We start from the raw sequence: 22949 nt of genomic DNA, 5'->3' as shown, positions 1-22949 counted from the left end.
GCTCAGGCCCCCTGCCCGTTCTGCGTTGCCGGCTCCGCCGCCTGGGCGGTGTCGTCCGGTTGGGCGAGTTCCGCCCGGATCTGTGCTTCCACGGCGGCCGCGAGCTGGGCGACCGTGGGTCCTTCGAAGACGGCCCTGGCGGGCAGGGTGATGTCGAACTCCTGCTGGATGCGGGCGATCAGCTTGATGGCGAGGATCGAGTGGCCGCCCAGCTGGAAGAAGTCGTTGTGCACACCGACCTCGACTCCCAGCAGTTCGGTCCAGATCTCGGCGACCATCTCCTCGGCCGTGGTGCGGGGGGCGACGAAGCCTCCCGCCGAGACCAGCTCGGAGCGGTCGGGGGCGGGCAGCGCCGCCCGGTCCACCTTTCCGTTGCGGTTGAGCGGGATGTTCTCCAGCTCGACCCAGACGACCGGGACCATGTACTCGGGCAGCCGCGTCCTCGCGTGGTCGGCCAGCTCCTCCGCACCGGGCAGGGTCGCGCCGGACGGCACGCAGTAGGCGACGAGCTCCTTCTCGCCCGGTCGCGCCTCGTGGGCCACCACGACCGCTTCCCGGACGCCGGGGTGCTCGGTGACCACGGCCTGGATCTCGCCGGGCTCGATCCGGTAGCCGCGCACCTTGATCTGGGTGTCGATCCGGCCGAGGAAGTCGATGTCACCGGTGGGCAGCAGCCGCACCAGGTCTCCCGTCCGGTACAGCCGGGAGCCGGGCGGGCCGAAGGGGTCGGGCAGGAAGCGCTCGGCGGTGCGGTCGGGCGCGTTGACGTAGCCGCGCGCCACGCCGGTGCCGCCGACGTACAGCTCGCCGGCGACGCCCACCGGGAGCGGCTCCATCCGCTCGTCGAGCACATAGAGGGTGACGCCCGGCAGCGGGGTGCCGATGGGCACGATCTCCCGGTGCTGGGGGCCGTCGACCAGGTGGACGGAACTACCGACGGAGCCCTCCGTCGGACCGTACTCGTTGATCAGACGTGTGTCGCCGAACAGCTCCAGGCCGTGGTTGGCCGTGCGGCCGGTCAGCGCCTCGCCCGCCACGATGACCGTCCCGGCGAGGCCGAGCGCGCGCTCGTGACCGAGCTGGTGGTGGAGCATCTCCAGGTGGCCGGGCGTCAGCTTGATCAGGCCGTAGGGGCCGGACGCGACGAGCAGCCGGCCGAGCTCCTCGGGCGCGAAATCCCGCGGCAGCAGGTGCACCGGCTGCCCGATGAGCAGGGGCGCGTAGAGGTTGGGCACCGGCAGGTCGAAGGCGATGGACGAGAAGACGGGCGCGCCTCCCGTGCCGCCCCGGGCGCACTCGCCGGCGGCCCAGACCAGGTGGTTGGCGAGACCGCGGTGCGGCACCGCGACGCCCTTGGGGCGGCCGGTGGAACCGGAGGTGTAGATGACGTAGGCGATCCGGTCGGGATCGGCCATCACGCCGGGCGCGGTGTGCGGCCGCGCGGCCAGGGCCTCGGCCTCGTCCTCCAGGACGAGCGGGTGCGCGGCCTGGCCGGCGTCGGCGAGGGCCGCGGTGTGGCGCCGTTCGGTGACCACCAGGCGGGCACCGGCGTTCTCGAGCATGTAGCCGAGCCGCTCGGCGGGGTGGGCCGGGTCCAGCGGCACGTAGGCGCCGCCGGCCTTCCACACGCCCAGGAGGCAGGCCAGCAGGTCCGGGCCGCGGTCCAGGAGGACACCGACGACGGACTCCGGTCCGACGCCCCGGTCCCGCAGGTGGTGGGCGAACCGGTTGGCGCGCTCGTCGAGCTCGGCGTAGGTCAGCCGGCCGTCGGCGTGGTGGACGGCCACCGCGTCGGGGGTGGCGAGCACCTGGGCCTCGAAGAGCTCGTGGACGCAGGCGGCGGACTCCGCCGGCGTCGTGTCGTTCCACTCGGTGAGGAGCCGCGCGCGTTCGGCGGGGGTCAGGATGTCGAGCGAGCCCAGCGGGGCCGTCGGGTCCCCGGCGGCGGACTCCAGGAGCCGGACCAGGTGCTGGGTCAGCCGCTCCGCGGTCGCCGCGTCGAACAGCGCCGTGGCGTACTCCAGGACGCCGATCAGGGAGCCGTCGGCGCCCTGGCGGATGTACAGGGTCAGGTCGGTGTGCGCGGTCCACCAGGCGTCGAGGAAGGTGCCGAGCTCGTCGGTGTCGGCGGAGACGCCGGTCAGGCCCTCGTCGTGGAGGTCCAGGGCGATCTGGTAGAGCGGGGTGCGCGAGAGGTCCCGCTCGGGCTGCATCTCGTCGACGACGCGCTGGAAGGGCAGGTCCTGGTGCGCGAACGCGGACCGGCAGGTCTCCCGTACCCGGTCGAGGGCGTCCTCGAAGGAGAGGTCTTCCGTCAGCCGGGGGCGCAGCACCAGGGAGTTGAGGAAGAAGCCGACCGTGCCGGCGACCTCGGGCCGGTCGCGTCCGGCCACCGGGGTGCCGATGGCGACGTCCCACTGGCCGCTGTGGCGCGCGGCCAGGGTGCTGAGGGCGGTCAGCATCGTCACGAACGGGGTGGCACGATGGCGGCGGCCCAACTCCAGCACTGTGCGTGCCACGTCGGGCGCGACGGTGAAGGTGACCGCGGCGCCCCGCGGGTCCCGGACGGCCGCGCGCGGCCGGTCGGTCGGGAATTCCTGGGGGGCGAGCCCGTCCAGGGCGGTCCGCCAGTGGGCCAGGTGACGCTCGGCCTTCTCGTCGGTCAGGCTCGCGCGCTGCCACGCGGCGAAGTCGGCGTACTGGACCACCGGCGCGGGCAGCTCGGCGGTGCGGCCGGCGGCGTGGGCGGCGAGCAGCTCGCGGAACTCGCGCTCGATGACCACCGACGACCAGCCGTCACAGGCGATGTGATGCATCGTCAGGATCACGGCGCGCCCGCCCGGGGGGGTACGGACGAGGGCGGCGCGCCAGACCGGGCCGTGCTCCAGGTCGAAGCCGCGGGCGATCTCCGCGCCGACCAGGCCGGACAGGTCCTCCGAGGGGGCGTCGAGCGAGGCCAGTTCCACGGAGGAGGGCGCGTCGACGACCTGGTACGGCTCCCCGTCCTCGGTCACATAGCGGGTGCGCAGGATCTCGTGGCGGGCGGCGAGGGTGTCGAGGGCCCGCCGCACGTCGTCGGCGTCGGTGTCCGGTGCCACCCGCAGCAGCAGCGGGACCACGTACTCGGAGCTGCCGGGGTTCATCCGGTCGACGAACCACAGCCGGTGCTGACCGTGCGACAGCGGCAGTCGGCCGGCCCGCTCGATAGGCACCACCGGCGGGACCTCGTCGCGCTCGGCCGTCAGCAGCCGGGCCTGGGCCTCGACGGTCGACGCCGCGAAGAGATCGGCCAGCGGGATCACCGCACCGGCCACCGCGCCCAGTTCGGCGGCCAGCCTGGCCAGCAGCAGGGAGTGGCCACCGAGCTGGAAGAAGTCGTCGTGCGCGCCCACGGCGTCCTCGCCCAGCAGCTCGCTCCAGACGCGGGCCACGGTCCGCTCCGCCTCGTCGCGCGGGGCCACGTACGGGGGGCGCCCGGCATGTGCGGCCAGGTCGGGAGCGGGAAGCGCCTTGCGGTCCACCTTGCCGCTCGTGGTCAGCGGGAAGGCGTCGACGGCGACGAAGACCGACGGGACGAGGTGGTCCGGCAGCCGGTCGCGGAGGAAGCCGCGCAGTTCCCCGGCGTCGATCGCGCCGTCGCGGCCGAGGACGTACGCGGCGAGCCGGGCGGCGCCGTCCCGGTCCGTGAACGCCGCCGCCACCGCGCCCCGGACTCGCGGGTGGGCCGCGAGCGCGGCCTCCACCTCGCCGGGCTCGATGCGGACGCCGTTGACCTTCACCTGGTGGTCGAGCCGGCCCAGGTACTCGAGGGTGCCGTCCGACCGCCAGCGGGCCCGGTCGCCCGTGCGGTACAGCCGGGAGCCGGCGGGACCGTACGGGTCGGGGACGAAGGTCCCGGCGGTCAGGCCGGGCCGCCCCAGGTAGCCGCGGGCCACGCCCACGCCGCCGACGTGCAGCTCACCGGGGACGCCGAAGGGGGTGGGCTCGCCCTCCGCGTCGAGGATCAGCACACGCATGTTGTCCAGCGGCCGACCGATGGAAACGGGGCCCGACACCTGTGCCGGGTCGAAGCGCAGCGCCGTGACGTCGATGGAGCACTCGGTGGGACCGTAGGTGTTCCACACCTCGACGTCGGTGAGGGCCAGCAGACGGTGGCAGAGCTCGGCGTGCAGCGGCTCGCCCGCCGAGAACACCAGGCGCAGCGCCGAGCAGCGGTCCCAACCGGGCGCGTCCACCAGGAGCCGCAGCACCGAGGGCACCACCTGGAGCACGGTGACGTCGTGGTCGGCCACCGCCCGCACGAGGGCCGCCGGGTCGCGCTCGGCGCCCACCGGCGCGAGGACGACGGTGCCGCCGCTCACCAGTGGGGCGAAGATCTCCCAGCCGGCGGCGTCGAAGCTCAGCGAGGTCTTCTGGAGGACCCGGTCGGCGGTGGACAGGCGGTGCTCCCGCACGGTCCACAGCACCCGGTTGGCGATGCCACCGTGCCCGATGACGACGCCCTTGGGGCGCCCGGTGGAACCGGAGGTGTAGATCGCGTAGGCGGCGCCGTCGGGGGTGAGTGTCACCTCGGGGGCAGTGCCGGGCAGTGTCTCGAGGAGGGCTTCGACGGTGTCGAGGGCCACGACCTCGGCGTCGGCCTCCGCGAAGAGGCCGGTCAGCGACGACTCGGTCAGAACCAGGCGGCCGGCGGTGTCGCCGAGCACCCAGGCGAGCCGCTCGGCGGGATGGGAGGGGTCCAGCGGCACATAGGCGGCGCCCGACTTCCACACGCCCAGCAGGGCCACCACGAGATCGACGCCGCGGTGGAGGCAGACGCCGACCAGCGCCTCGGGGCCCGCGCCCCGTCCGGCGAGGAGGTGGGCGACGCGGTTGGCCCGCTCGTCCAGCTCGCGGTAGGAGACCCGGCGCTCCCCGGCGATCAGGGCCGTGGCGTCGGGGGTTGCGGCGGCCCGGAGCGCGATGAGCTCGGGCAGAAGACGACCGGCCTCGGCCGCGGCCGGGCCACCGGCGCGGGCATCGGGCGAGGCATCCGACCGCGGCTGGGCGTTCACGACTACTCCTTGTGTCAGTGGACCCACGACACCGCTGCCGGGTGCGTGGGGATGGCGCGAGGGCGCGCGCCGGGTGTGCGACTGGGGACGCGGATGGGCGGACGTGCCGGCTCCGCCGGGCCGTGTCCGGGGACAGGACACGGCCCGGCGGGAGGGGGCACTCCCGGGTGGGTCAGGCGGCGGACTGGTCCGCGCGCGAGCGCAGGCTCAGCGGGCGCATGTCGACCCAGACCTCGTTGATCCGGGCGAGGCACTCCTCGCGAGTGCCCTCGGTACCCTCGGCGTGCCAGCCGGCGGGCAGATCACGATCGGCCGCCCAGATCGAGTACTGCTCTTCGTCGTTGAGGACCACCTGGTACCGGCGGTCCTGCTGCTCATCGGACATGTGTGCTCCTTGTCGGCGGTCGGTGTCGTGTGGAGGTGCGGGTCAGCGGTCGGCCGGGGTCGCGGGTCCGGGCAGGAAGTCCTCGACCTTCAGGCCCAGCCCGGCGCTCTCGGCGCGGGTACGGACGAATTCCGCCAGGGCGATGTCGAGGACCCCCAGACCGAACGGCGAGAAGACCCGCACCTTGTCCGGGTCACGCTCCAGCGACACGGTGCCGCGGATGAGCTGACCGATGGTGGCGTCGATGAAGCGACGGTCGCCGGCCAGTTCCTGGGCGAGGTGGAGAGAGGTCTTCTCCCGGCAGACGTGGTCCGGGTCGTCCACCACGTTCTGGGCGGCGAGGACCGACTCGGGCGTCAGGTCGCGCAGGGAGACGTTGAGGACGACGCTCCCGGGGCGGCAGTGGCTCAGGTCCGTGTACGGCTCGGCCGCCGTCGTGGCCAGCGAGACCAGGTCATGGGCGCCCATGGCCGAGTCGAGGGTGTCGGCGACCTCGAAAGCGCCGTCCGGGAGGAGTTCGGCGCACCGCGCCACGAACTCCCCGGCGCGTGCCGGGTCCATGTCGAACACGGTCACGCGGGTGAGGCCGGGGAAGGCGACCGTCAGGAAGCGCAGCACCTCGAAGTTGATGACGCCGCAGCCGACGAGGGTGACACCCGCCGGGGCCGCCCCCACCATCAGTGTGGCGGCGAGCGCCGCGCTCGCCGCGGTGCGCCGGGCGGAGATGACGGAGCCCTCGACCATGGCCACGGGGCGTCCCGTCTCCATGGAGTTGAGCAGGACCGTCGCGCTGGCGCGCTCGATACCGGATTCGATGTTCTTCGGGAAGGAAGCGATCCACTTCATTCCCGCCACCGGCTCGTCACCGCCCCGGTAGGCCGGGAGGCCGATGATCCGGTCCCGCGGACTGTCGGGGAACCGCAGGAAGATGGAGTGGGGCACGGCGGTGCGGTTCTCGTCGTGCAGCCGGTAGGAATCCCGGACGACATCGATCGTCTCGGTCTCGCTACCGTTCAGCACCTGCCGGACGTCACCATTGCGGATGATCAGCACAGGCCCGCTCCAACCGTGGCCTCGGTGGATTCCAGCCAGGCGTCGGACATGATCGGATGTTCCTTCCAGAGATGGGAAATTTCACCGAAGTGCCGGGCGACCCATTCATCGGAATAGATCGTGTCCAGATAGCGGTCGCCGCCGTCCGCGAGGACGAGCGCGACATTGGCGCCGTCGGGAATGCGGTCGGCCATCGACTCCAGGGCGGCGAGCGCCGCCCCCGAGGAACCGCCGGCCAGGATGGCCTCCCGGTCGGCCAGCTTGCGGCAGGCGACCACGCACTCCATGTCGTTCACGTGGATGACCTCGTCCGCGGCGTCCGGAGTCCACAGGGCGGGCCGGACGGACGCCCCGTGCCCGGGCAGCAGCCGGCGCCGGGGGGTGTCGCCGAAGATCGCGCTGCCGACGGCGTCCACCGCCACCACGGCCGTGGACATGCCGGTCCGCCGGACGTACTCGGCGCAGCCGCGCAGCGTTCCGCAGGTGCTCGCCGCGCAGAAGAGGTAGTCCACCCGGCCGTCCAGGGCCTCGGCGATCTCCCGCATGGTCTCCACATGGGCCTGCGGGTTCAGCGGGTTCGAGTACTGGTCGGGCGAGTACGCGTCCGGGATCCGCTCGACGAGCTCCTTGACCCGGAGCTTTCGCACGGGCAGGAAATTGCCGTCGGGGGCGTCCGCCTCGGTCACGACCTCGACCTCGGCCCGCAGGGCCCGCAGCATCGAGAGGTTCTGGCTCGTCGTCCTCGCGTCCACCACACAGATGAAGCGCAGCCCGAAGTACCGGCAGATCTGGGCGATGCCGATGGCGAGGTTCCCGGAACTGGACTCGACGATGGTCGAACGGCCGGGGACCAGTTCACCGGTCCGGAGCTTCCCCAGAATCATGCTCAGCGCCGAACGGTCCTTGATGCTGCCGCCGGGGTTGAATCGCTCCATCTTCGCGAACACCCGGAAACGAGAATCCGGAAGGTATCTCTGCAACTGGACGAGCGGGGTGTCGCCGATCGTCGCCAGGATTCCCGGAAAAGCCTGCTCAGTCATGCCTTCTCTTTCAGTCACGCGCAATTCGATGATCCGCGCGAGCCCTATAAGTTCGCTATGAGACAGCCATTTGGCAGGGTCTTTTCAGGACATCGCCCCGAGTCCGAACGAAAGAATCCGGTCGCGCTCCGAACGATTCACGAGGGACAGCCGGCGCACAGGGGTTCCGGGCTCGTCCACACCGGCCTCGACGAGCCGCAGATAGTGCTCGGCGAGACGCTCGACCGTCGCCGCGTCGTAAAGGTCGGCGCGATACCGGAAGACGGCCTTCACGGAGCGGGAGGTCTGGAGCAGTTCGACGGCGAGGTCGAACTGGCCCTCCTGCTGGGGCACATCGAACGCGGCCAGCCGCAGCCCCGCCAGCTCCAGCTCCCGGCCGGCCTCCTCGCCCTCGGCGATCAGCTCCATCAGCGGCTCGGACCGGCCGGCCGAGACCATTGTGAACGTGACCTGCACCAGCGGCGATCGGCTGGGGTCCCGCGGCACCCCCAGAGCCCTCGTCAGATGGGAGAACGGGTAGGACACCCGGCCCATGCCCGCCCGCACCTGGCGCTGCGCCTCGACCGCGAGCTCCGGCAGCGTGGTCGTACCGCCCACGCCGGCCCGCACGACGACGGTGTTGACGAAGCAGCCGACCGCGGCACGCGACCGCCTGGACAGCCGGGTCGTGGTGGGCATGCCGATCAGGAAGTCACCCTCCCCGGTGTACCGGTGGAGCAACGCCTGGAAACCCGCCAGCAGCAGGCTGAAGGGGGTCGTCCCCGCCTCGGCCGCGCCGGAGCGAACCTTCTCCCACACCTGGGGCGGAACGGTCACCTCGTGGCTGGCGCCGGTGTAGTCGGCGCGCGCGGGCCGGGGCCGGTCCGCCGGGAGCTCCAGGACGTACGGCGCCCCCGCGCACACTCCTCGCCAGTACTCCTCGAACTCGGCCGCCCTGGCGGAGGCGAGCAACTCCCTTTCCCCCGACACGAACTCCTCGAAGGGAACGGGCTCCGCCGGCCACTGCGGCGACTCCCCGCACCCGGACGCCCGGTACGCCTCCAGCAGCTCCCTCAGGACCACCCCCTGGGCCACGGCGTCGGTCACCAGATGGTGCGCCGCGCACACCAGCACCGCGGTCTCGGGACCGGTGCGGATGACCACGAGCCGGAAGACGCCGTCCCGCGCCATGTCGAAGGGCGCGGAACCTGCTTCGGCGACGAGCTCGCGGAGCCGCGCCTCACCGGCCCCCTCGGCCTCGCGCACCTCGAGCCGCACGGCGGGAGCCGCGCCGGGGAACATCCGGGGCGTGCCGGCGACGTCCGCGAAACAGGCGCGCAGGATCGGATGCCGGTCCACGACGGCGTCCAGCGCCCGGCCCAGCTCGGCGAGGTCGAGCGGTCCCCGTACGCGCAGCGCCATCACCACGTTGTACGCGGCGCTGTCGGGAGCCAGCCGGTTGAGGAACCACATGGCTTCCTGGCCGGCCGACAGGGGAAGGGTGCCGGTCATCGGCCCGCCGTGATCTCGGTGTGCAGGTAGCGCGCCATCGCGTTCACGGTGGGGTGGTCCCAGGTGACCGTCGGCTCGACGTCGAAGCCGAAGTGGTCCTCGATGTCGCCGCAGATGGTCAGCGCGTAGACCGAGTCCAGACCGATCTCGACGAGTTTGGCGTCGGGGTCGACCTCGCTCTGGGGCCGCTCCAGGTAGAAGGCGACGCGCTCGGTGAACCAGTCGCGGATCTGCTCGATGGTGAGGGTGTCGGTGTTTTCGGGCATGACGAAGGTCTCCGTTGTCGATGGGAGGGCGGATCGCCCCGCGGGACGCGGGGCCGCGGTGCCGGGCCGCGGAAGTCAGCCGGCGAGCCGGAGGGCGGACAGGTCGAAGGCGCGCCGGTCCTCGTACCGGTCCAGCAGCTCCGTCCAGGCCCGCTCCTCGGCGCCTCCGGTACCGGCGGCGGGCGTGCGACCCAGGCGCGCGGCCAGCCGGCTCAGGCCGACGACCAGCCAGGCCGGGGGCCGGCCGTCGCTCTCCGGCGCCGGATCGTGCAGCCAGTGGCCGAGGCAGGACGCGGCGGCGAGGACGACGGTGAAGCGGTCGGCGAGAGCGAACGCCTCCGGCCCGGCGGTGACCGTACGGTCCTTGGGCCGGAGGTCCGCGCACCGGACCGTGAGATCGGCCAGCTCCGCCACGAACGCCTCGCACAGGGCCGCGAGCGGCCCGCCGGCGGCGCGGGCGGCCGAGCGCAGCACGGCGCTCAGGCCGTCGGCGCCCCTGGCGTTCATCTCCAGCGCGCCGAAGTCGAGTTCGGGCAGCTCGGAGGCGAAGCGGAACAGCTCCGCCGGGGCCTCTTCGGCACCGCCGCCCCAGCTCTTCCTCGCCAGCTGGGGCAGCTGGGGAATGATCGTGGCCAGGCAGACCGTGCTGTTGGCGTGCCCGAAGGTCGCCGCCGGAAGGTCCCGGAACACCTTCTGGAAGATCGCGTGCGGGCCGTCCCGGAGGTACGAGCGCGCGCCCAGCACCGTGGCCAGCCGGTGGCTCGACTCCTGGAGCATCTTCGGCACCAGGTACTTGGCCGCCGCCGTGTAGACGCTGGTCTGGGCCGGCAGCACGTGCAGGGCACGGGCGGCCGCCATGGCGAGGCAGTCCGCGGTCAGCAGATCGGCGTACGCGGCGGTGAGCACCGACCGCGCGTGCGGGAGGTCGGCGACGGTCCGGCCGTAGAGCCGGCGCCCGAGGGCGAAGCCCAGGACCGTGCGCAGCTGCGCGTCGCCGCCGCCCACGGCCATGCCGGGCAGCACGCCCCGGGTGACCTGGAACGCCTTGAGCACGGTCTCCATGGCCTGGCCCACGCCGCCCACGACGCCGACCCCGCCGCCGTCGGGCACCGCGCAGTCGGTGAACTCGACACCACCGATCCGGCAGCCCCGCACCCCGGCCGTACCGAACCTCGGCAGATAGCGCCGCTGCTCGTCGGAGAGGTCACGCATGTCCACCAGGACGTGGGAGTGACTACGGGCACCCGCCTCGTCGGCGGTACGCGCCAGGAACATCGCCGCGTCGGCGCGGGCGAGGTTGTTCACCACCTGCTTGCCGCCGTTGAGCAGCACCGTGCCGTCGCCCGGCACCGCCCGGAGCTCCACGCGGGTGAAGTCGTTGCCGTGCGCCAGTTCGTTGTACCCGGCGGCGATCTTGCCGCCGGAGAGCAGCAGATCGGCGGTCCAGCGGCGCTGTTCCGCGCTGCCGGCGGCCCAGACCCCGGCCGAGGCGATGAAGTTGGTGACGCCGTAACCCAGTCCGAGGGTGATGTCCCGGCGGAAGAGCGTGCGCAGGACGCGCACCATGTCGTCGGCCTGGGTCAGCCTGCCGCCCAGCGCCCGCGGCACGAACTCCGCGTTGAGGACGAACCCGTCGAGCATCCGCTCGCCCTCGGCGAGGATCTCGTTCCGCTCGTCGGCCTCCAGAACGGCGCGGTAGCCGTACGGGTTGGCGTCGTCGTGGGGGTCGCCGAGCAGCGCCTCGAGCGCGCCGGCCCGGTCGAGCCCCGTCATGCGGTCGTTCATGTCCGGGCCCCACTGGTTCGGTCGGTCAGCAGCGAGTGGAGGGCACCGTCCCGGTGCCGCTCCAGGAGCCCGGGGACGAGGCGGTCGTAGACCTCGTGGTCCTCCCGGTCCCCCGGCCGGAGCTGGTGCAGGAGCCTGCTCAGGCAGGCGTCCAGCCAGTCGGTGTCCTTCCGGACCGTGCCGTCGGCACGGTTGCGCAGCCAGAGCTGGAGGCAGCACGCCGCGGCGAACACCAGGGTGTACCGCTGGGCCAGTTCGAAGGCGTGCGCGGGGACGTCCCGGGAGGACGGCCGATGGGCGGCCATCCGCTCGTGGAGCTCGTCCGCGACCTCCCGCAGCAGCGTGGCCCGCTCCGCGAGCGCGGCCGGCACCTCGCCGGCGGCGGCCAGTTCGCGGAGCTCCTCGACGGCCGCGGGCAGGCTCTGCACGACGCTGCATCCGTTGCGGGAGAGCAGGGCGAGCCGGTCGCGGTCGAGGGCGGGGGTGTCCTCGGTCAGCCGGAGGGCGGCCGAGAGCCCGTCGCGGTCCGTCCGGCCGGCCCGGTACGCCCGGGCCAGCGTGCCGAACTGGTTGATCAGCATGTTCAGGTTGACCAGCGAGTTGCCGTCGAAGATCCCGACGATGCGGTGGTCCCGTTCGAGCTTCTGGAAACGGCCGTCGCGGAAGGTGCCCGTCAGGAAGGCGCGGGCGCCCAGCAGCTGGCCGAGGCGGCCGATCATCACCTCCACTCCGGAGGGCACCAGGTACTTGGCCGCCGCCGAGACGACGCTCAGCTCGCCGGTGAGGTGGTGGAGGGACCGGCTCGCCACCAGGGCCACGGCCTCGGCGACGAAGAGGTCGGCGCAGCTCTCGCCCAGCGTCCGGCGGGCCTGGGGGAGTTCGGCCAGCGTCCGCCCGTAGAGCCGGTGCTCGAGGGCGAAGTCCACGCCCAGGCGCAGCGCGTGGTCGGCGGCGCCGAGGGAGAGCGCCGAGCACAGCGTCCGGGTGATCTGGAGGCTCTTGAGCACGGTCTCCAGCCCGGTGCCCTCGGCTCCGACGAGGGCACCGGCGGGCACCTTCGCCCCCGTGAAGGCGATGCCGCTGATGTCCGCGCCGCGGATGCCGTGCGTACGGGCCGCGGGCAGACAGCGGTAACCGCCCTCGCCGATCTCCTCCTTGTCGACCAGCAGCACGCTGAGGGCGCGCGGCCCCCCGTCCGGGTCGGTGTTGGCGAGAAGCGAGATGATCCGGCCCCGCGTCGCGTTGTTGATGAGCCACTTCTCACCGTCGACGCGGTAGCCGTCGGCCTCGCGCGTGGCCGTGACCTCGCTCGCCAGCAGGTCGCTGCCGTGCTCGCGCTCGGTCAGGCCCCAGGAGACCACGGCTCCGGAGACGATGTCGCGGCCCAGCCGGGCGGCCTGCTCCTCGGTGCCGGCCACCCAGACGCACACGGCGCCCAGGTAGGTCTTGCCGTGCCCGATGGCGACCGTCAGGTCGCGGCGGGCGACGGCTCGCATCAGCTGGAGGACGTCCTCGTAGCTGCGCAGCGAGCCGCCGTGCTCCTCGGGAACGTAATAGCCGGGCAGGCCGAGGGCGTCGAGCTCCCGGCAGATCTCCGCCGGGAACTCCTCGTGCTCGTCGAGCCGGGCGCACCGGGCGTAGGAGAAGGTCACCCCGGGGTCGTCGGGATCCCCGAGCCGCCGGTCGAACCCGGCGGCGAGGGCGTAGGGCGGATAGGTCATGCCGTCTCCCCGCCGGAGCCGCCGTCCTGCGCGGGCGTGGGGCGGAAGCGCTGCCGGGTGCCGGGGGCGAGCTCCTCGTGGAGGATCTCCAGGGCGTTCGCCTGGAAGAGCTCGCGCATCAGCCGGCGCTGGATCTTGCCGCTGGTGGTCTTGCGCACCTTGCCCGGGCGGACGAGCACCACATTGCCGATGTGGACACCGAGGCGGTTGCCGACCTCGTACCTGATCTTCCGCACCAGCTCTTCGGGGGTCGTCCCACCGAGGTCGCGCGGACGGATCTCCTGGACCACGACGATCTCCTCCTGCGCCGCGACGACGGAGAAGACGCTGGTGGCCCCGGAGGCGACGGCCGGGTGGACGGCCCGTACCTCGCGCTCGACGTCCTGCGGGTACAGGTTGCGGCCGTGGGTGATGACCATTTCCTTGATGCGCCCGGTGACGTACAGCTGGTCGCCGAGGAACGCGCCGAGGTCTCCCGTGCGCAGGAAGCCCCGCTCACCGCCGGTGGTCTCGGCCTGGAAGGTCTCGCGCGTCTCGCGCTCCTTGCCCCAGTAGCCGACGGCCACGCTGCCACCGCGCACCCAGATCTCGCCGACCTCGCCCTCGGGCAGCACCGTGCGGCTCTCCGGGTCGACGATCCTGACGTCCAGCTCGTTGACGATGCCGCAGCTGACGACCAGGGGGCCGTCCTCGTCCTCGCCGACGGGCCGCAGGACGTTCTTCTCCAGCGCCCGCGCCTCCATCCGGGTCACCAGCGGGGCGTCCTCCCGGCGCGTCCCGGAGACGTAGAGCGTCGTCTCGGCCATGCCGTAGCAGGGCAGGAACGCCTCGCGGCGGAAGCCCGCCCCGGCGAACCGCTCGGCGAACCGGTCCAGCGCGGTGGCGTCGATCGGCTCGGCACCGTTGCAGGCGACCTCCCAGCGCGAGAGGTCGAGGCCGGCCAGCTGCTCGTCGGTGACCTTCCGGGCACACAGGTCGTAGGCGAAGTTCGGGGCCGAGGTCACCAGGACGTCGTGCCGGTCGATCAGCCGCAGCCACAGGTGCGGCCGCTTGAGGAAGTCGACCGGGCTCATCAGGATCGCCGTGGACCCGAGGTAGAGCGGCAGCAGGAACAGCCCGATGAGCCCCATGTCGTGGTACAGGGGCAGCCAGCTGCAGAAGGTGTTGTACCCCTGGAGTCCGATGCTGGACTCGATGAGCCGGAGGTTGTGGAAGAGGTTGGCCTGGGTGACCATGACCCCCTTCGGGTCGCTGGTCGAGCCCGAGGTGTACTGGAGGAAGGCGAGCGTCCCGTCACCGACGCCCTCGGGCCGGGTCCAGGCGCCGGGGTCGGCCTGCTCCGCCATCGAGGTGGCGGCGCACACGATCCGGTCGAGTCCGTCCTGGCTGAGCCAGTCGGCGATCGCCGGCAGGTTGGCGTTGTCGGTGAGGACGACCGACACGTCCGCGTCCAGCGCGATGCCGGTCGCCCGGGTCAGGTGGTGGCGCTGCCCGCCGGGCAGCGGCGCGGGGACCGGGGTGACACCCGCGTACATGCACCCGAAGAACGCCTTGACGAAGTCGAGGCCCGTGGGGTGCAGCAGCAACGCCCGCCGGCCGGCCTCGATGCCCTGTTCCCCCAGCCAGACCGCGACGGCCCGGGCGGCGCGGTCGAGCTCGGCGAAGGTGAGGGGCTCCTCGACGATCTCCCCGCCGTTCGCCTTCGCGAGCACGACCGCCACCCGATCCGGGAATTCCTCGGCGTGCCGCGCGATGAAATCAGGAAAGAACTCCGAACTAGACATTCCCCACCCGTTAATTCGATGACGCGAAATACGGGTTCGACTTCTCCGCCCCCGCAGTCGGCCGTCTCCGGCACCGCCCATTCTGAGCCGTGCGGCACACGGGTGTCCGTGCCACGAGATGGCAGCATCTTGCAACGGCCGGACGCTGACATGGCAGGCGGCCGGGCATGGAAAATGTATGGGGAATATATGGCCGTACCGGTCAGGACACGGTGATCCAGCCGGACTCGACGGCCAGCGCGCCGGCCTGGAATCGGCTGCGGGCCCCGAGCCGGTTCATCAGATTCGCGGTGATCCGCCGACCGGTGCGGACGGACACCCCGAGGCTGCGCGCGACCGCCTCGTCCGTGTGCCCCTTGAGCAGCAGGGTGAGCACGGCCCGTTCCTGCCCCGTCAGCCCCGACTCGTCCCGGCCCCGGTGGTCACCGAGCGGAGCCGCCTCTTCCCAGAGCCGTTCGAAGAACGCGCTCAGCACCGCCACGGGCCCCCGGCCGCGCAGCACCTGGGCGCGGTTCAGCTCCCCGTCGACATCGGCGGGGAGGACGGCGACCTGGCCGTCGTACACGACCATGCTGAGCGGGAGCACGGCGATGGACCTGACCTGGCCGCCCGCGTCCACCAGCGCCCGGGCGTGGTGCGCGGCGGCCGGGTTGCCGAGCATGCTGGCCATGCACAGGCAGCGGACGTCCACGCCGCGCGCCAGCATCTCGCGGTCCGTCTCCTCCGACGCCCAGACCGGAGTGCTCGTCAGCGCGCCTCCGGCCGCGAATACAAGGACCTCCGAACGGCAGTTGTGCGACAGCTCCAGGACCCTGTTCCGAATCGCGTCGGCACCCTCCAGGAATTCTGCCTCCGGGTTGCCCCTGGACTCCTGGGTCTCGCGGTATTCGGCGATTATCTGTGCCATCATCAGGCGGTTGGTGGCCACCCGCTGCTGGTATTCTTGGAGTTCGGCCTCCTGGCGGGCCAGCAGCGACGAGAGCCCCACCTCGGGGCTGATCGGCCGCAGCTCCCCCAATTCTTCGGAGGACGGCCGCACCAGCGCCAGCCTGGCCAGCTCGTCGAGAGCGGCCGCCACCGACGGTACGTCGAGGCCGATCCTCTCGGCGAGTTCCCCCAGGCCGGCATCGGGTGCCTGGAGCATGGCCCGGTAGACGGACTGCGCCTTGGCGCTCAGCCCGAGCGGTTCCAATTGGCCTCCCTCCTCGCGGATGCGCTCAACAGGCACCTTGATCAACTTTGGGGCAGTCTGCGTCACGTCCACACGATTGGCAAGTACGGGCATTTCTCCGCAAACAAAGAGAAACCACCCTTTCATTGACAATCTTCGCGACTCGCCGCAGATCAACCCGAGTCCCGGATGTGGATATTGACCACAGAAGCTACCCGATGCCCCCTGCATCCACGTCAGTTCAACTAAGGTCGGGAGCCGCAGCAGCGCTCCCACGCCGCCCCGTTTCCCCTCACGCCGACGTCAGACTTTCCCGGATGGTCCAGACATGCACTTGATCAATGGCCGTCTCGACACCCCGCAGTGTCGGGTCAGCGCCGCCTTCCTCAACCGGCTCGCGACCGACTCCGCCGACGCGGAGGACGGTCTCGAGCACGTCTACACCCAGGTCGACCCGTGCGGCGCCGACATCGTGCTGTTCCTGCTCCAGCCCACCGCGGCCGCCGCGGCGGCGGCGGCGGACCGGCTGTTGCTCCGGATGCTGGACGCCGAGGCCCTCCACGACTGGCGGCTCGCGCACCGCGCGGGCCTGCTGCCCCGGGGGACGGACGACCAGCGCTGACGGACGCTGACAGCTATCTGTCACTCGCAGGACCCTGACACCCCACCGGACCGAATCTCCCCCTCACGGACAGCAGAATCATCCCGGGGAAGCCGTTCCGGGGGGACGGCCAGAAGGCGTCGGTAAGGGGCACTCGGCACGAGGCACCCTGCTTGTTGGGGGCAACATGACATTCCATCTTCTCGGCCCCGTCGAGGTCCGCGCGGGTGGAAACACCCTCGACATCGGCGGGCCCAAGTCCAGGACCGTCCTCGCCGCCCTGCTCCTCGCCGAAGGCCGCGTCGTCTCCGACACGACGCTCTCCGAAATGCTCTGGGGCGACAATCCGCCCGCCACCAGCCCGACGCAGATCCAGACCTATGTGTCCCGGCTGCGCCGGCTGCTCGGCGAGGACACCCCGATCGTCCGTCGCCGCCCCGGCTATCTGATGCGCCTCCCGGCCGGTCTGCTCGACCTGACGGAGTTCGAACGGCTCGCCGCGGACGGCCGGGCCGCACTGGCCGCCGGATCCTTCCACGACGCCCGCGAGAAGCTCACCGCGGCCCTCGCCCTCTGGCGGGGCCCGGCGATGTCCGGGGTGACGGAGCATCTGATCCATCTGGAGGGGCCCCGGCTCGAGGAAGCCCGGCTCGCCGTGACGCTGGACCGCCTCGACGCCGATCTGGCGCTCGGCCGGCACGCCGAGATCGTCTCCGAGCTGACCGGCCTCGTGGCCCAGTACCCGCTGCGCGAACAGCTCTACGCGCGGCTGATGACGGCGCTCCGGCTCTGCGGGCGGCAGGCCGAGGCGCTGGAGCTCTACCACCGCTGTCGCCGCACCCTCGCCACCGAGCTGGGCGTCGACCCCGGTGACGAGCTGCGCGGCCTCCATCAGCGGATCCTCGTCGGCACGCGGCAGCCGGCCCGCCCCACCCGGGCACCGCTCGGCCAGCTCCCGCCCGGCCTCGCCGACTTCGTCGGACGGGAGCCGGAGGTGGCCCGGCTCACGGAGGCGCTGCGGCCCGGCGACGGCCCGCGGCCGGTCTGCGTGATCACCGGGATGGCCGGGATCGGCAAGACCGCGCTCGCCGTCCACGCGGCCCACGGCCTCGCCCCGCAGTACCCCGACGGCCAGCTCTACGCGGACCTCCGCGGCACCGGAGAGCGCCCCGCCCGGCCCGTCGACGTGCTCGTACGCCTGCTGGAGTGCCTGGGCGTGCCCACCGCGCGGCCCTCCGACGGCCTCGACCGGCTCTCCGCCCTCTACCGGAGCAGACTGACCGGCCGCCGGACGCTCCTGCTGCTCGACGACGCCGCCGACGCCCACCAGGTGCGGCCGCTGCTCCCGGGCGCGCCCGGCTGTGCCGTGCTGGTCACCAGCCGGGCCCCGCTCGCCGCCCTGGCGGGCGCCCGCGCCGTCCACCCCGGATGTCTGCCCCCCGACCGGTCGACCGAACTCCTCGGCCGGATCATCGGCCACCACCGCACGGCCGCCGAGGAGGAGGCGGCCCGACGCATCGCCGAGCTGTGCGGGGGGCTCCCGCTGGCCCTGCGCATCGCGGGCGGCCTGCTGGCGAGCCGGCCCGAGCGGCCGCTGGACCGCCTCGCGGACCGGCTCGCCGACGACCACCGGCTCCTCGACGCCCTCCGGCTGCCCGGCCTTCAGCTGCGGCCCCGGCTGGAGGACAGCTACCGGGCGCTCGATCCCGGCGCCCGGCGGGCCCTGCGCCTGCTGTCGCTCCCCGAGGAGCCCCGCTTCTCGCTCTGGACCGCGGCGGTGCTGCTCGACCTCCCGCTGGCCGTCGCCCGCGAGCTGGTCGAGCGGCTGCTGGACGCCCGGCTGCTCCAGGTGACCACCGGCCCCTCAGCGGGGCAGGACCGGTTCTCCTTCCACCGCGTGGTGCGGGCGTTCGCCAGGGAACGGGCGGTGGAGGCCGACCCCGAGGAGCGCGGCGCCGCCCTCGAGCGGGTGCTGCGGGCCTGGCAGGACGAGCAGGACGGAACGGAGGCGGTCGCCTGAACCCACCCTCGGCCGGGCAGGGACCCGGCGGTCACGCCAACGCTTGCCGCGCCATGGTGACACCTGTAAGGTTCTTCTTACACACGTAAGAGGAAGTGGCTATGAGTCATGCGGTCTTGACGGGGGATGAACTGCTGCGGACGCTCGCGGCACTCGCCAACCCGCACCGGCTGCGGATTGTGGCTGCGTTGGCAGAACAGCGGAACTACGTAAGCCAGCTCGCTCGCGAGCTCGGCATGAGTAGGCCACTCCTGCATCTGCATCTCCAGCGACTCGAAGCGGTCGGTCTGGTGATCGGCTCCCTAGAGCTCTCTGAGGACGGTAAGGCGATGAAGTACTACGAGGTGGCGCCGTTCGGCGTGCACCTGACACCCAAGGCGATCGCGGCGGCCGTGCCGACGCTCACCGGAGACGAGAAGGGATCTCAGCGATGAACCTGACCCCCACCGTCATCCTCGCCGGGGGTGTCGACGGCCCGGGCTGGAGCAAGGGGCTCCTGACCGCGATAGCCGTCGTGTGCATAGCGGCGATCATCGGCGTCACCAAGGTCATCCTGGCCCACCGCAACAAGCAGCCCACTTCCGACGAGTACCGAACCCTCCTCGAAGAGGCGCTCGCCGTGCAGAACCGCACCGCGGACGAACTCAGTGAGATCAAGGCACGCATGGCCACGATCGAAAAGATCATTCGCGAAGTCGAGTAGCGAAGGCGGCACCCACGAAAAACCCCGGGCCATCGAGCGGCAACTCGACGGCCCGGGCAGTGGAAGCCGTGGCATCGCGCCCATGGGCGCGCTTTCGACAGCACACACTTCCTCAAGAAAGGAGAGCACCTCGTGCTCCCCTCTAGCAAGTTCGGGACCCGCATAGCGGGTCTCACCTGCGGACGCGTCACGAAATGGCTGGTGGTCCTCGCCTGGGCCGCCATCCTCGCCGTGGCGTTCCCGCTGGCCGGCAAGCTCAAGAGCGCCGAGACCACCGACTCGACCGCCTCCCTCCCCTCCGGGGCGCAGTCCACCCTGGTCGCCGAGGTCGCCGACCGCTTCCCCGGCGGTGACCGGATCACCGGCATCGTCGTCTACAGCCGGGACGGCGGCATCACCGCCGAGGACCGGGCCAAGGCCGACCGCGACCGCCAGGCGTTCGCCCGCCTGTCCGGCACCGATGTGGCGCCCGCCCGGACCTCCAAGGACGGCAAGGCCCTCGCCCTCGGCGTCTCCTACCCCGGTGATGTCGAGATGGAGCCCCTCCAGAAGCTCCAGGACCAGGCCAAGGACGGCCTGCCCCAGGGCCTCGACGCCCACCTGACCGGCTCCGCCGGTGACCGGCTCGACTCGCTCGACTCCTTCAAGGGCCTGGACGGCACGCTGATGCTGGTCGCCGCCGGCGTCGTGGCGCTGCTCCTGCTCTTCACCTACCGCAGCCCGGTGCTGTGGATGCTTCCCCTCATCGGCGCGGTGGTGGGCAGCGAGCTCGCCAACTCCGTGGTCTACCTCCTGGCCAAGCACGCCGGCCTGGTCGTCAACGGCAAGCTCGACTCGATCCTCGTCGTCCTCGTCTTCGGCGCCGGCACCGACTACGCCCTGCTGCTCATCGCCCGCTACCGCGAGGAGCTCAGGAACCACACGGACCGGCACGAGGCCATGGCCGTGGCCCTGGCCCGCGGCGGCCCCGCCATCATCGCCTCCGCCGGCACCGTCTGCTTCGGCCTGCTGTGCCTGATGGCCGCCCAGCTCAAGCTCAACCAGTCCCTGGGCCCGGTCGCCGCCGCCGGCATCGTCTGCGTCCTGATCGCCATGCTCACCCTGCTGCCGGCGCTGCTCACCATCCTCGGCCGCTGGGTCTTCTGGCCGCTGGTGCCGAAACCGGGCACCGGGGCACGGACCCGCCGCACCATCTGGGACCGGATCGGCAGCGGCGTCTCCCGCCGCCCCCGTACCGTCTGGATCGCCTCCACCCTGCTCCTCGCCGCGCTGGCCACCGGTGCCTTCGGGGTGAAGTCCGGGCTGGACTTCGAGCACACCTACCGCACCACCCCCGACTCCGTCACCGGCCAGAAGGTCCTCTCCGAGCACTTCTCCGGCGGCGGCGGCAACCCCGTGCGGGTCGTCTCCGAGGCCGGTGCCGCGGACGAGGTCGCCAAGGCGCTGCGCGGCGTCAAGGGCGTCGGCGAGGTCAAGCCGGCCCAGCTGTCCAAGGACGGCAAGCTGGCGGCCATCCCGACGGTCCTCACCGACGCCCCCACCAGCCAGGCCGCCGAGGACACGGTGGACCGCATCCGGGACGCCATCCGCGACGTACCGGGCGCCGACGCCAAGGTGGGCAACAGCGCCGCCGCCACGCTCGACATCGCCCGGGCCCAGGCCCACGACCGCAAGGTCGTCATCCCGCTCGCGCTGGCCGTGGTCTTCGTCCTGCTCGGTCTGCTGCTGCGGGCGCTGGTCGCCCCGCTGCTGCTGATCGCCACCGTCGTCGTCTCCTACTTCTCCTCCCTGGGCGCCAGCTGGCTGCTGTTCAAGCACGTGCTGGGCTTCCCCGCGGTGGACGACACCCTGATCATCTACGGCTTCATCTTCCTGGTGACCCTGGGCGTCGACTACAACATCTTCCTCGTGCACCGCATGCGGGAAGAGGTCGCGGGGAACCCCACGGATCGCGGCCACCGGGACGGTGTCCTGCGCTCCGTCTCCGTCACCGGCGGTGTCATCACCAGCGCCGGCGCGGTTCTGGCCGCCACCTTCGCCGCCCTCGCGGTGCTGCCCCTGGTCTCCATGACCGAGCTGGGCATCATGGTGGCCCTCGGTGTCCTGCTGGACACCTTCCTGGTCCGCTCGATCCTGGTCCCGGCGCTCGCGCTGGACACCGGCCGGAAGTTCTGGGCGCCCAGCAGGCTCTCCGCCCGCCGCACCACCCCGTCGGCCGCACGCCCCACGGACACGCTCGTGGGCTCCGGCCGCCGCTGACCGGCGCGTGCCGGGGCGGTCACCCCCGCCGTCTCCGGCACCGCCTTCCCCCTGGCGGTGCCGGAGCGGTCGTCCCGCCCCGGCACCGCCATCCCTGGCACCGCCGTCCCGGCGGTCTCCGCCTCCTTCAGCAGAGTGAGTCGCCATGCAGACCCGCTACCCCGCACTCGCCGACGACGAGCGGATCACGCTGTCGTCCCCGCACTGGTCCATACGGGCCGCGAAGGCCGGACCCGGGCGCCACGCCATCGCGCTGTACCACCGCGACGAGTTCGTCGACGTGCTGGTACAGACACCGATCGACCAAGGAATGATCCGGGACGCCTGGCACGGAACGGGCCCGGACGGCGAGCCCTGGACGATGGCGTGGGGGCGGCTGCCCGCCGGTGCCGGCACCGTGGACGTCGAGTTCACCGGCCGCGGCCGTACGTCCCACCGGACCGAGCCGTCCGTGCTGGCCGAGGTCTTCTGGTTCGCCGAGGCGCCCGGCAGGTTCCACCGGGTCTCGGCGTGGTCCGGCGAGCTGCGGGACGTCGTCCGGCCGGGCTGACCGACGGACCGGGTCCGAACGTCCATGGCAGAAATATGGAGTTCGGTCCGATGATGTGCGGGTTCCCACCGGGTCGTGGGTCCGTGCGCGAAGTTGAAGAGAACGGATAGGACATGCAGCAGAACTGGGCACCGAAGGAAATCACTCCGGACGCGGTCGGCGCCGAACCGACGGCGGACGGGCTGCGGGACCTCCTCGGCGGCCGGTTCGACGTCGCGGACGGGCTTCTGCACGAGAAGGCGCTCGTCTTCCGGGGCTTCGGAGTGGAACCGGCGTCGCTCGACCCGATCCTGGACCTGCTGCTGCCGAACCGCCTCGCCTACGTGCAGGGCAACTCCCCCCGTACCAAGGTCGGCAAGAACGTGTACACCTCGACCGAGTACCCGGCCGAGTACCCGATCTCGATGCACAACGAGCTGTCCTACGCCCATCAGTGGCCCGCCCGGCTGGTCTTCTTCTGCGAGCAGGCGGCGGCCACCGGCGGCGGCACCCCGATCGTCGACAGCGCGGCCGTGCTGGAGGCGCTGGACCCGGAGGTCCGGGCGGCCTTCGCCGGCGGCGTGCGCTACACACAGAACCTCCACGGCGGCCGGGGGTTCGGCAAGAGCTGGCAGGAGACCTTCGAGACGGACTCCCGGGACGAGGTCGAGACGTACCTGGCCTCGACCGGCGCCACCTGGGAGTGGAACGCCTCGGGCGGCCTGAAGCTCCGCCAGGTCCGGCCGTCCACCACCCGCCACCCGGTCACCGGGGCCGAGGTCTGGTTCAACCAGTCCGACCAGTGGCATGTCGCGGGCCTGGACGGCGACATGGCCCAGACGCTGGCCCAGATCCTGCCGGAGGACGACCTCCCGCAGACCGTGAGCTTCGCGGACGGCACCCCGATCCCGGCGGAGTACATCACCCACGTCCGGGACACGGCATGGCGGCTCGCGGTCGACGTGCCCTGGCGGACGGGCGACCTCATGGTGATCGACAACGTGGCCGTGGCCCACGGCCGGCAGTCCTTCACCGGGCCCCGGCGCGTGCTCGTCGCCATGTCGGACTGACCGGAATACCGGACCGG

At 72.1% G+C, this 22949-nt stretch carries 17 protein-coding genes; 7 read left to right on the top strand and 10 right to left on the bottom strand.

Translation table 11 applies throughout. The features are described from left to right. Window positions 1-2 precede the first annotated feature (2 nt). The 10 genes from EKH77_RS16775 to EKH77_RS16730 form a co-directional block, all read right to left on the bottom strand. Window positions 3-5054 (bottom strand): non-ribosomal peptide synthetase, encoded by a 5052-nt coding sequence (locus EKH77_RS16775; RefSeq protein WP_126915173.1) that lies wholly within the window; start codon window positions 5052-5054, stop codon window positions 3-5. Window positions 5055-5226: 172 nt separating this feature from the next. Further along, the gene (locus EKH77_RS16770; RefSeq protein ID WP_126915172.1) at window positions 5227-5439 is read right to left on the bottom strand and encodes an MbtH family protein; all 213 of its coding nucleotides are present in this window, start codon (window positions 5437-5439) and stop codon (window positions 5227-5229) included. Between the two features lie 42 nt (window positions 5440-5481). Beyond that, a complete protein-coding gene (gene sbnB, locus EKH77_RS16765) occupies window positions 5482-6492 on the bottom strand; it encodes a 2,3-diaminopropionate biosynthesis protein SbnB (RefSeq protein ID WP_126915171.1) in 1011 nt (336 codons plus the stop codon). Next, the gene (gene sbnA, locus EKH77_RS16760; protein ID WP_126915170.1) at window positions 6486-7532 is read right to left on the bottom strand and encodes a 2,3-diaminopropionate biosynthesis protein SbnA; all 1047 of its coding nucleotides are present in this window, start codon (window positions 7530-7532) and stop codon (window positions 6486-6488) included. The genes sbnB and sbnA overlap by 7 nt, the downstream gene beginning before the upstream one ends. A gap of 84 nt (window positions 7533-7616) precedes the next feature. After that, window positions 7617-9023 (bottom strand): condensation domain-containing protein, encoded by a 1407-nt coding sequence (locus tag EKH77_RS16755; protein ID WP_126915169.1) that lies wholly within the window; start codon window positions 9021-9023, stop codon window positions 7617-7619. After that, window positions 9020-9289: an acyl carrier protein gene (locus tag EKH77_RS16750; RefSeq protein WP_126915168.1), complete on the bottom strand. Its 270-nt coding sequence runs from the start codon at window positions 9287-9289 to the stop codon at window positions 9020-9022. The genes EKH77_RS16755 and EKH77_RS16750 overlap by 4 nt, the downstream gene beginning before the upstream one ends. Window positions 9290-9364: 75 nt before the next feature. Beyond that, window positions 9365-11074 (bottom strand): acyl-CoA dehydrogenase, encoded by a 1710-nt coding sequence (locus EKH77_RS16745; RefSeq protein ID WP_126915167.1) that lies wholly within the window; start codon window positions 11072-11074, stop codon window positions 9365-9367. Further along, window positions 11071-12795 (bottom strand): acyl-CoA dehydrogenase family protein, encoded by a 1725-nt coding sequence (locus tag EKH77_RS16740; RefSeq protein ID WP_126915166.1) that lies wholly within the window; start codon window positions 12793-12795, stop codon window positions 11071-11073. The genes EKH77_RS16745 and EKH77_RS16740 overlap by 4 nt, the downstream gene beginning before the upstream one ends. After that, window positions 12792-14579: a fatty acyl-AMP ligase gene (locus tag EKH77_RS16735; RefSeq protein WP_164737805.1), complete on the bottom strand. Its 1788-nt coding sequence runs from the start codon at window positions 14577-14579 to the stop codon at window positions 12792-12794. Before EKH77_RS16735 ends, EKH77_RS16740 begins: the two co-directional genes overlap by 4 nt. Window positions 14580-14781: 202 nt before the next feature. Next, window positions 14782-15771 carry a LuxR C-terminal-related transcriptional regulator gene (locus EKH77_RS16730; RefSeq protein WP_126915164.1) on the bottom strand — a complete coding sequence of 330 codons (990 nt, stop codon included), beginning with the start codon at window positions 15769-15771 and terminating at the stop codon, window positions 14782-14784. A 307-nt stretch (window positions 15772-16078) separates the two neighbouring features. On the opposite strand from EKH77_RS16730, the gene EKH77_RS16725 reads away from it, so the two are divergent. The 7 genes from EKH77_RS16725 to EKH77_RS16695 all read left to right on the top strand — a co-directional run bounded on the left by EKH77_RS16725 (window position 16079) and on the right by EKH77_RS16695 (window position 22932). Then, window positions 16079-16372 carry a hypothetical protein gene (locus tag EKH77_RS16725; RefSeq protein WP_126915163.1) on the top strand — a complete coding sequence of 98 codons (294 nt, stop codon included), beginning with the start codon at window positions 16079-16081 and terminating at the stop codon, window positions 16370-16372. 166 nt (window positions 16373-16538) lie between these two features. After that, window positions 16539-18371 (top strand): AfsR/SARP family transcriptional regulator, encoded by a 1833-nt coding sequence (locus EKH77_RS16720; RefSeq protein WP_126915162.1) that lies wholly within the window; start codon window positions 16539-16541, stop codon window positions 18369-18371. 101 nt (window positions 18372-18472) lie between these two features. Then, window positions 18473-18805, top strand: a complete 333-nt coding sequence (locus EKH77_RS16715; RefSeq protein ID WP_126915161.1) for an ArsR/SmtB family transcription factor — start codon at window positions 18473-18475, stop codon at window positions 18803-18805. After that, window positions 18802-19074: a hypothetical protein gene (locus tag EKH77_RS16710; protein WP_126915160.1), complete on the top strand. Its 273-nt coding sequence runs from the start codon at window positions 18802-18804 to the stop codon at window positions 19072-19074. The genes EKH77_RS16715 and EKH77_RS16710 overlap by 4 nt, the downstream gene beginning before the upstream one ends. A gap of 132 nt (window positions 19075-19206) precedes the next feature. Further along, window positions 19207-21333 (top strand): MMPL family transporter, encoded by a 2127-nt coding sequence (locus EKH77_RS16705; RefSeq protein WP_126915159.1) that lies wholly within the window; start codon window positions 19207-19209, stop codon window positions 21331-21333. A 145-nt stretch (window positions 21334-21478) separates the two neighbouring features. After that, window positions 21479-21883 carry a hypothetical protein gene (locus tag EKH77_RS16700; RefSeq protein WP_126915158.1) on the top strand — a complete coding sequence of 135 codons (405 nt, stop codon included), beginning with the start codon at window positions 21479-21481 and terminating at the stop codon, window positions 21881-21883. Window positions 21884-21996: 113 nt separating this feature from the next. After that, window positions 21997-22932: a TauD/TfdA family dioxygenase gene (locus tag EKH77_RS16695; protein ID WP_126915157.1), complete on the top strand. Its 936-nt coding sequence runs from the start codon at window positions 21997-21999 to the stop codon at window positions 22930-22932. The last annotated feature ends 17 nt before the right edge of the window (window positions 22933-22949 follow it).

This window comes from Streptomyces luteoverticillatus (assembly GCF_003970715.1).
GTDB classification, from domain to species: Bacteria; Actinomycetota; Actinomycetes; order Streptomycetales; family Streptomycetaceae; genus Streptomyces; species Streptomyces abikoensis.
Note: the sequence above shows the minus strand (reverse complement) of the source record. Positions and strands in the feature narration are given on the sequence as shown.

Coding starts and splice junctions, on each gene's coding strand:
- EKH77_RS16715 (WP_126915161.1), top strand. CDS start 18,473: ATGAGTCATGCGGTCTTGACGGGGGATGAACTGCTGCGGACGCTCGCG.
- EKH77_RS16720 (WP_126915162.1), top strand. CDS start 16,539: ATGACATTCCATCTTCTCGGCCCCGTCGAGGTCCGCGCGGGTGGAAAC.
- EKH77_RS16695 (WP_126915157.1), top strand. CDS start 21,997: ATGCAGCAGAACTGGGCACCGAAGGAAATCACTCCGGACGCGGTCGGC.
- EKH77_RS16755 (WP_126915169.1), bottom strand. CDS start 9,023: ATGACCGGCACCCTTCCCCTGTCGGCCGGCCAGGAAGCCATGTGGTTC.
- EKH77_RS16770 (WP_126915172.1), bottom strand. CDS start 5,439: ATGTCCGATGAGCAGCAGGACCGCCGGTACCAGGTGGTCCTCAACGAC.
- EKH77_RS16740 (WP_126915166.1), bottom strand. CDS start 12,795: ATGACCTATCCGCCCTACGCCCTCGCCGCCGGGTTCGACCGGCGGCTC.
- EKH77_RS16725 (WP_126915163.1), top strand. CDS start 16,079: ATGCACTTGATCAATGGCCGTCTCGACACCCCGCAGTGTCGGGTCAGC.
- EKH77_RS16735 (WP_164737805.1), bottom strand. CDS start 14,579: ATGTCTAGTTCGGAGTTCTTTCCTGATTTCATCGCGCGGCACGCCGAG.
- EKH77_RS16750 (WP_126915168.1), bottom strand. CDS start 9,289: ATGCCCGAAAACACCGACACCCTCACCATCGAGCAGATCCGCGACTGG.
- EKH77_RS16700 (WP_126915158.1), top strand. CDS start 21,479: ATGCAGACCCGCTACCCCGCACTCGCCGACGACGAGCGGATCACGCTG.
- EKH77_RS16745 (WP_126915167.1), bottom strand. CDS start 11,074: ATGAACGACCGCATGACGGGGCTCGACCGGGCCGGCGCGCTCGAGGCG.
- EKH77_RS16710 (WP_126915160.1), top strand. CDS start 18,802: ATGAACCTGACCCCCACCGTCATCCTCGCCGGGGGTGTCGACGGCCCG.
- sbnA (WP_126915170.1), bottom strand. CDS start 7,532: ATGACTGAGCAGGCTTTTCCGGGAATCCTGGCGACGATCGGCGACACC.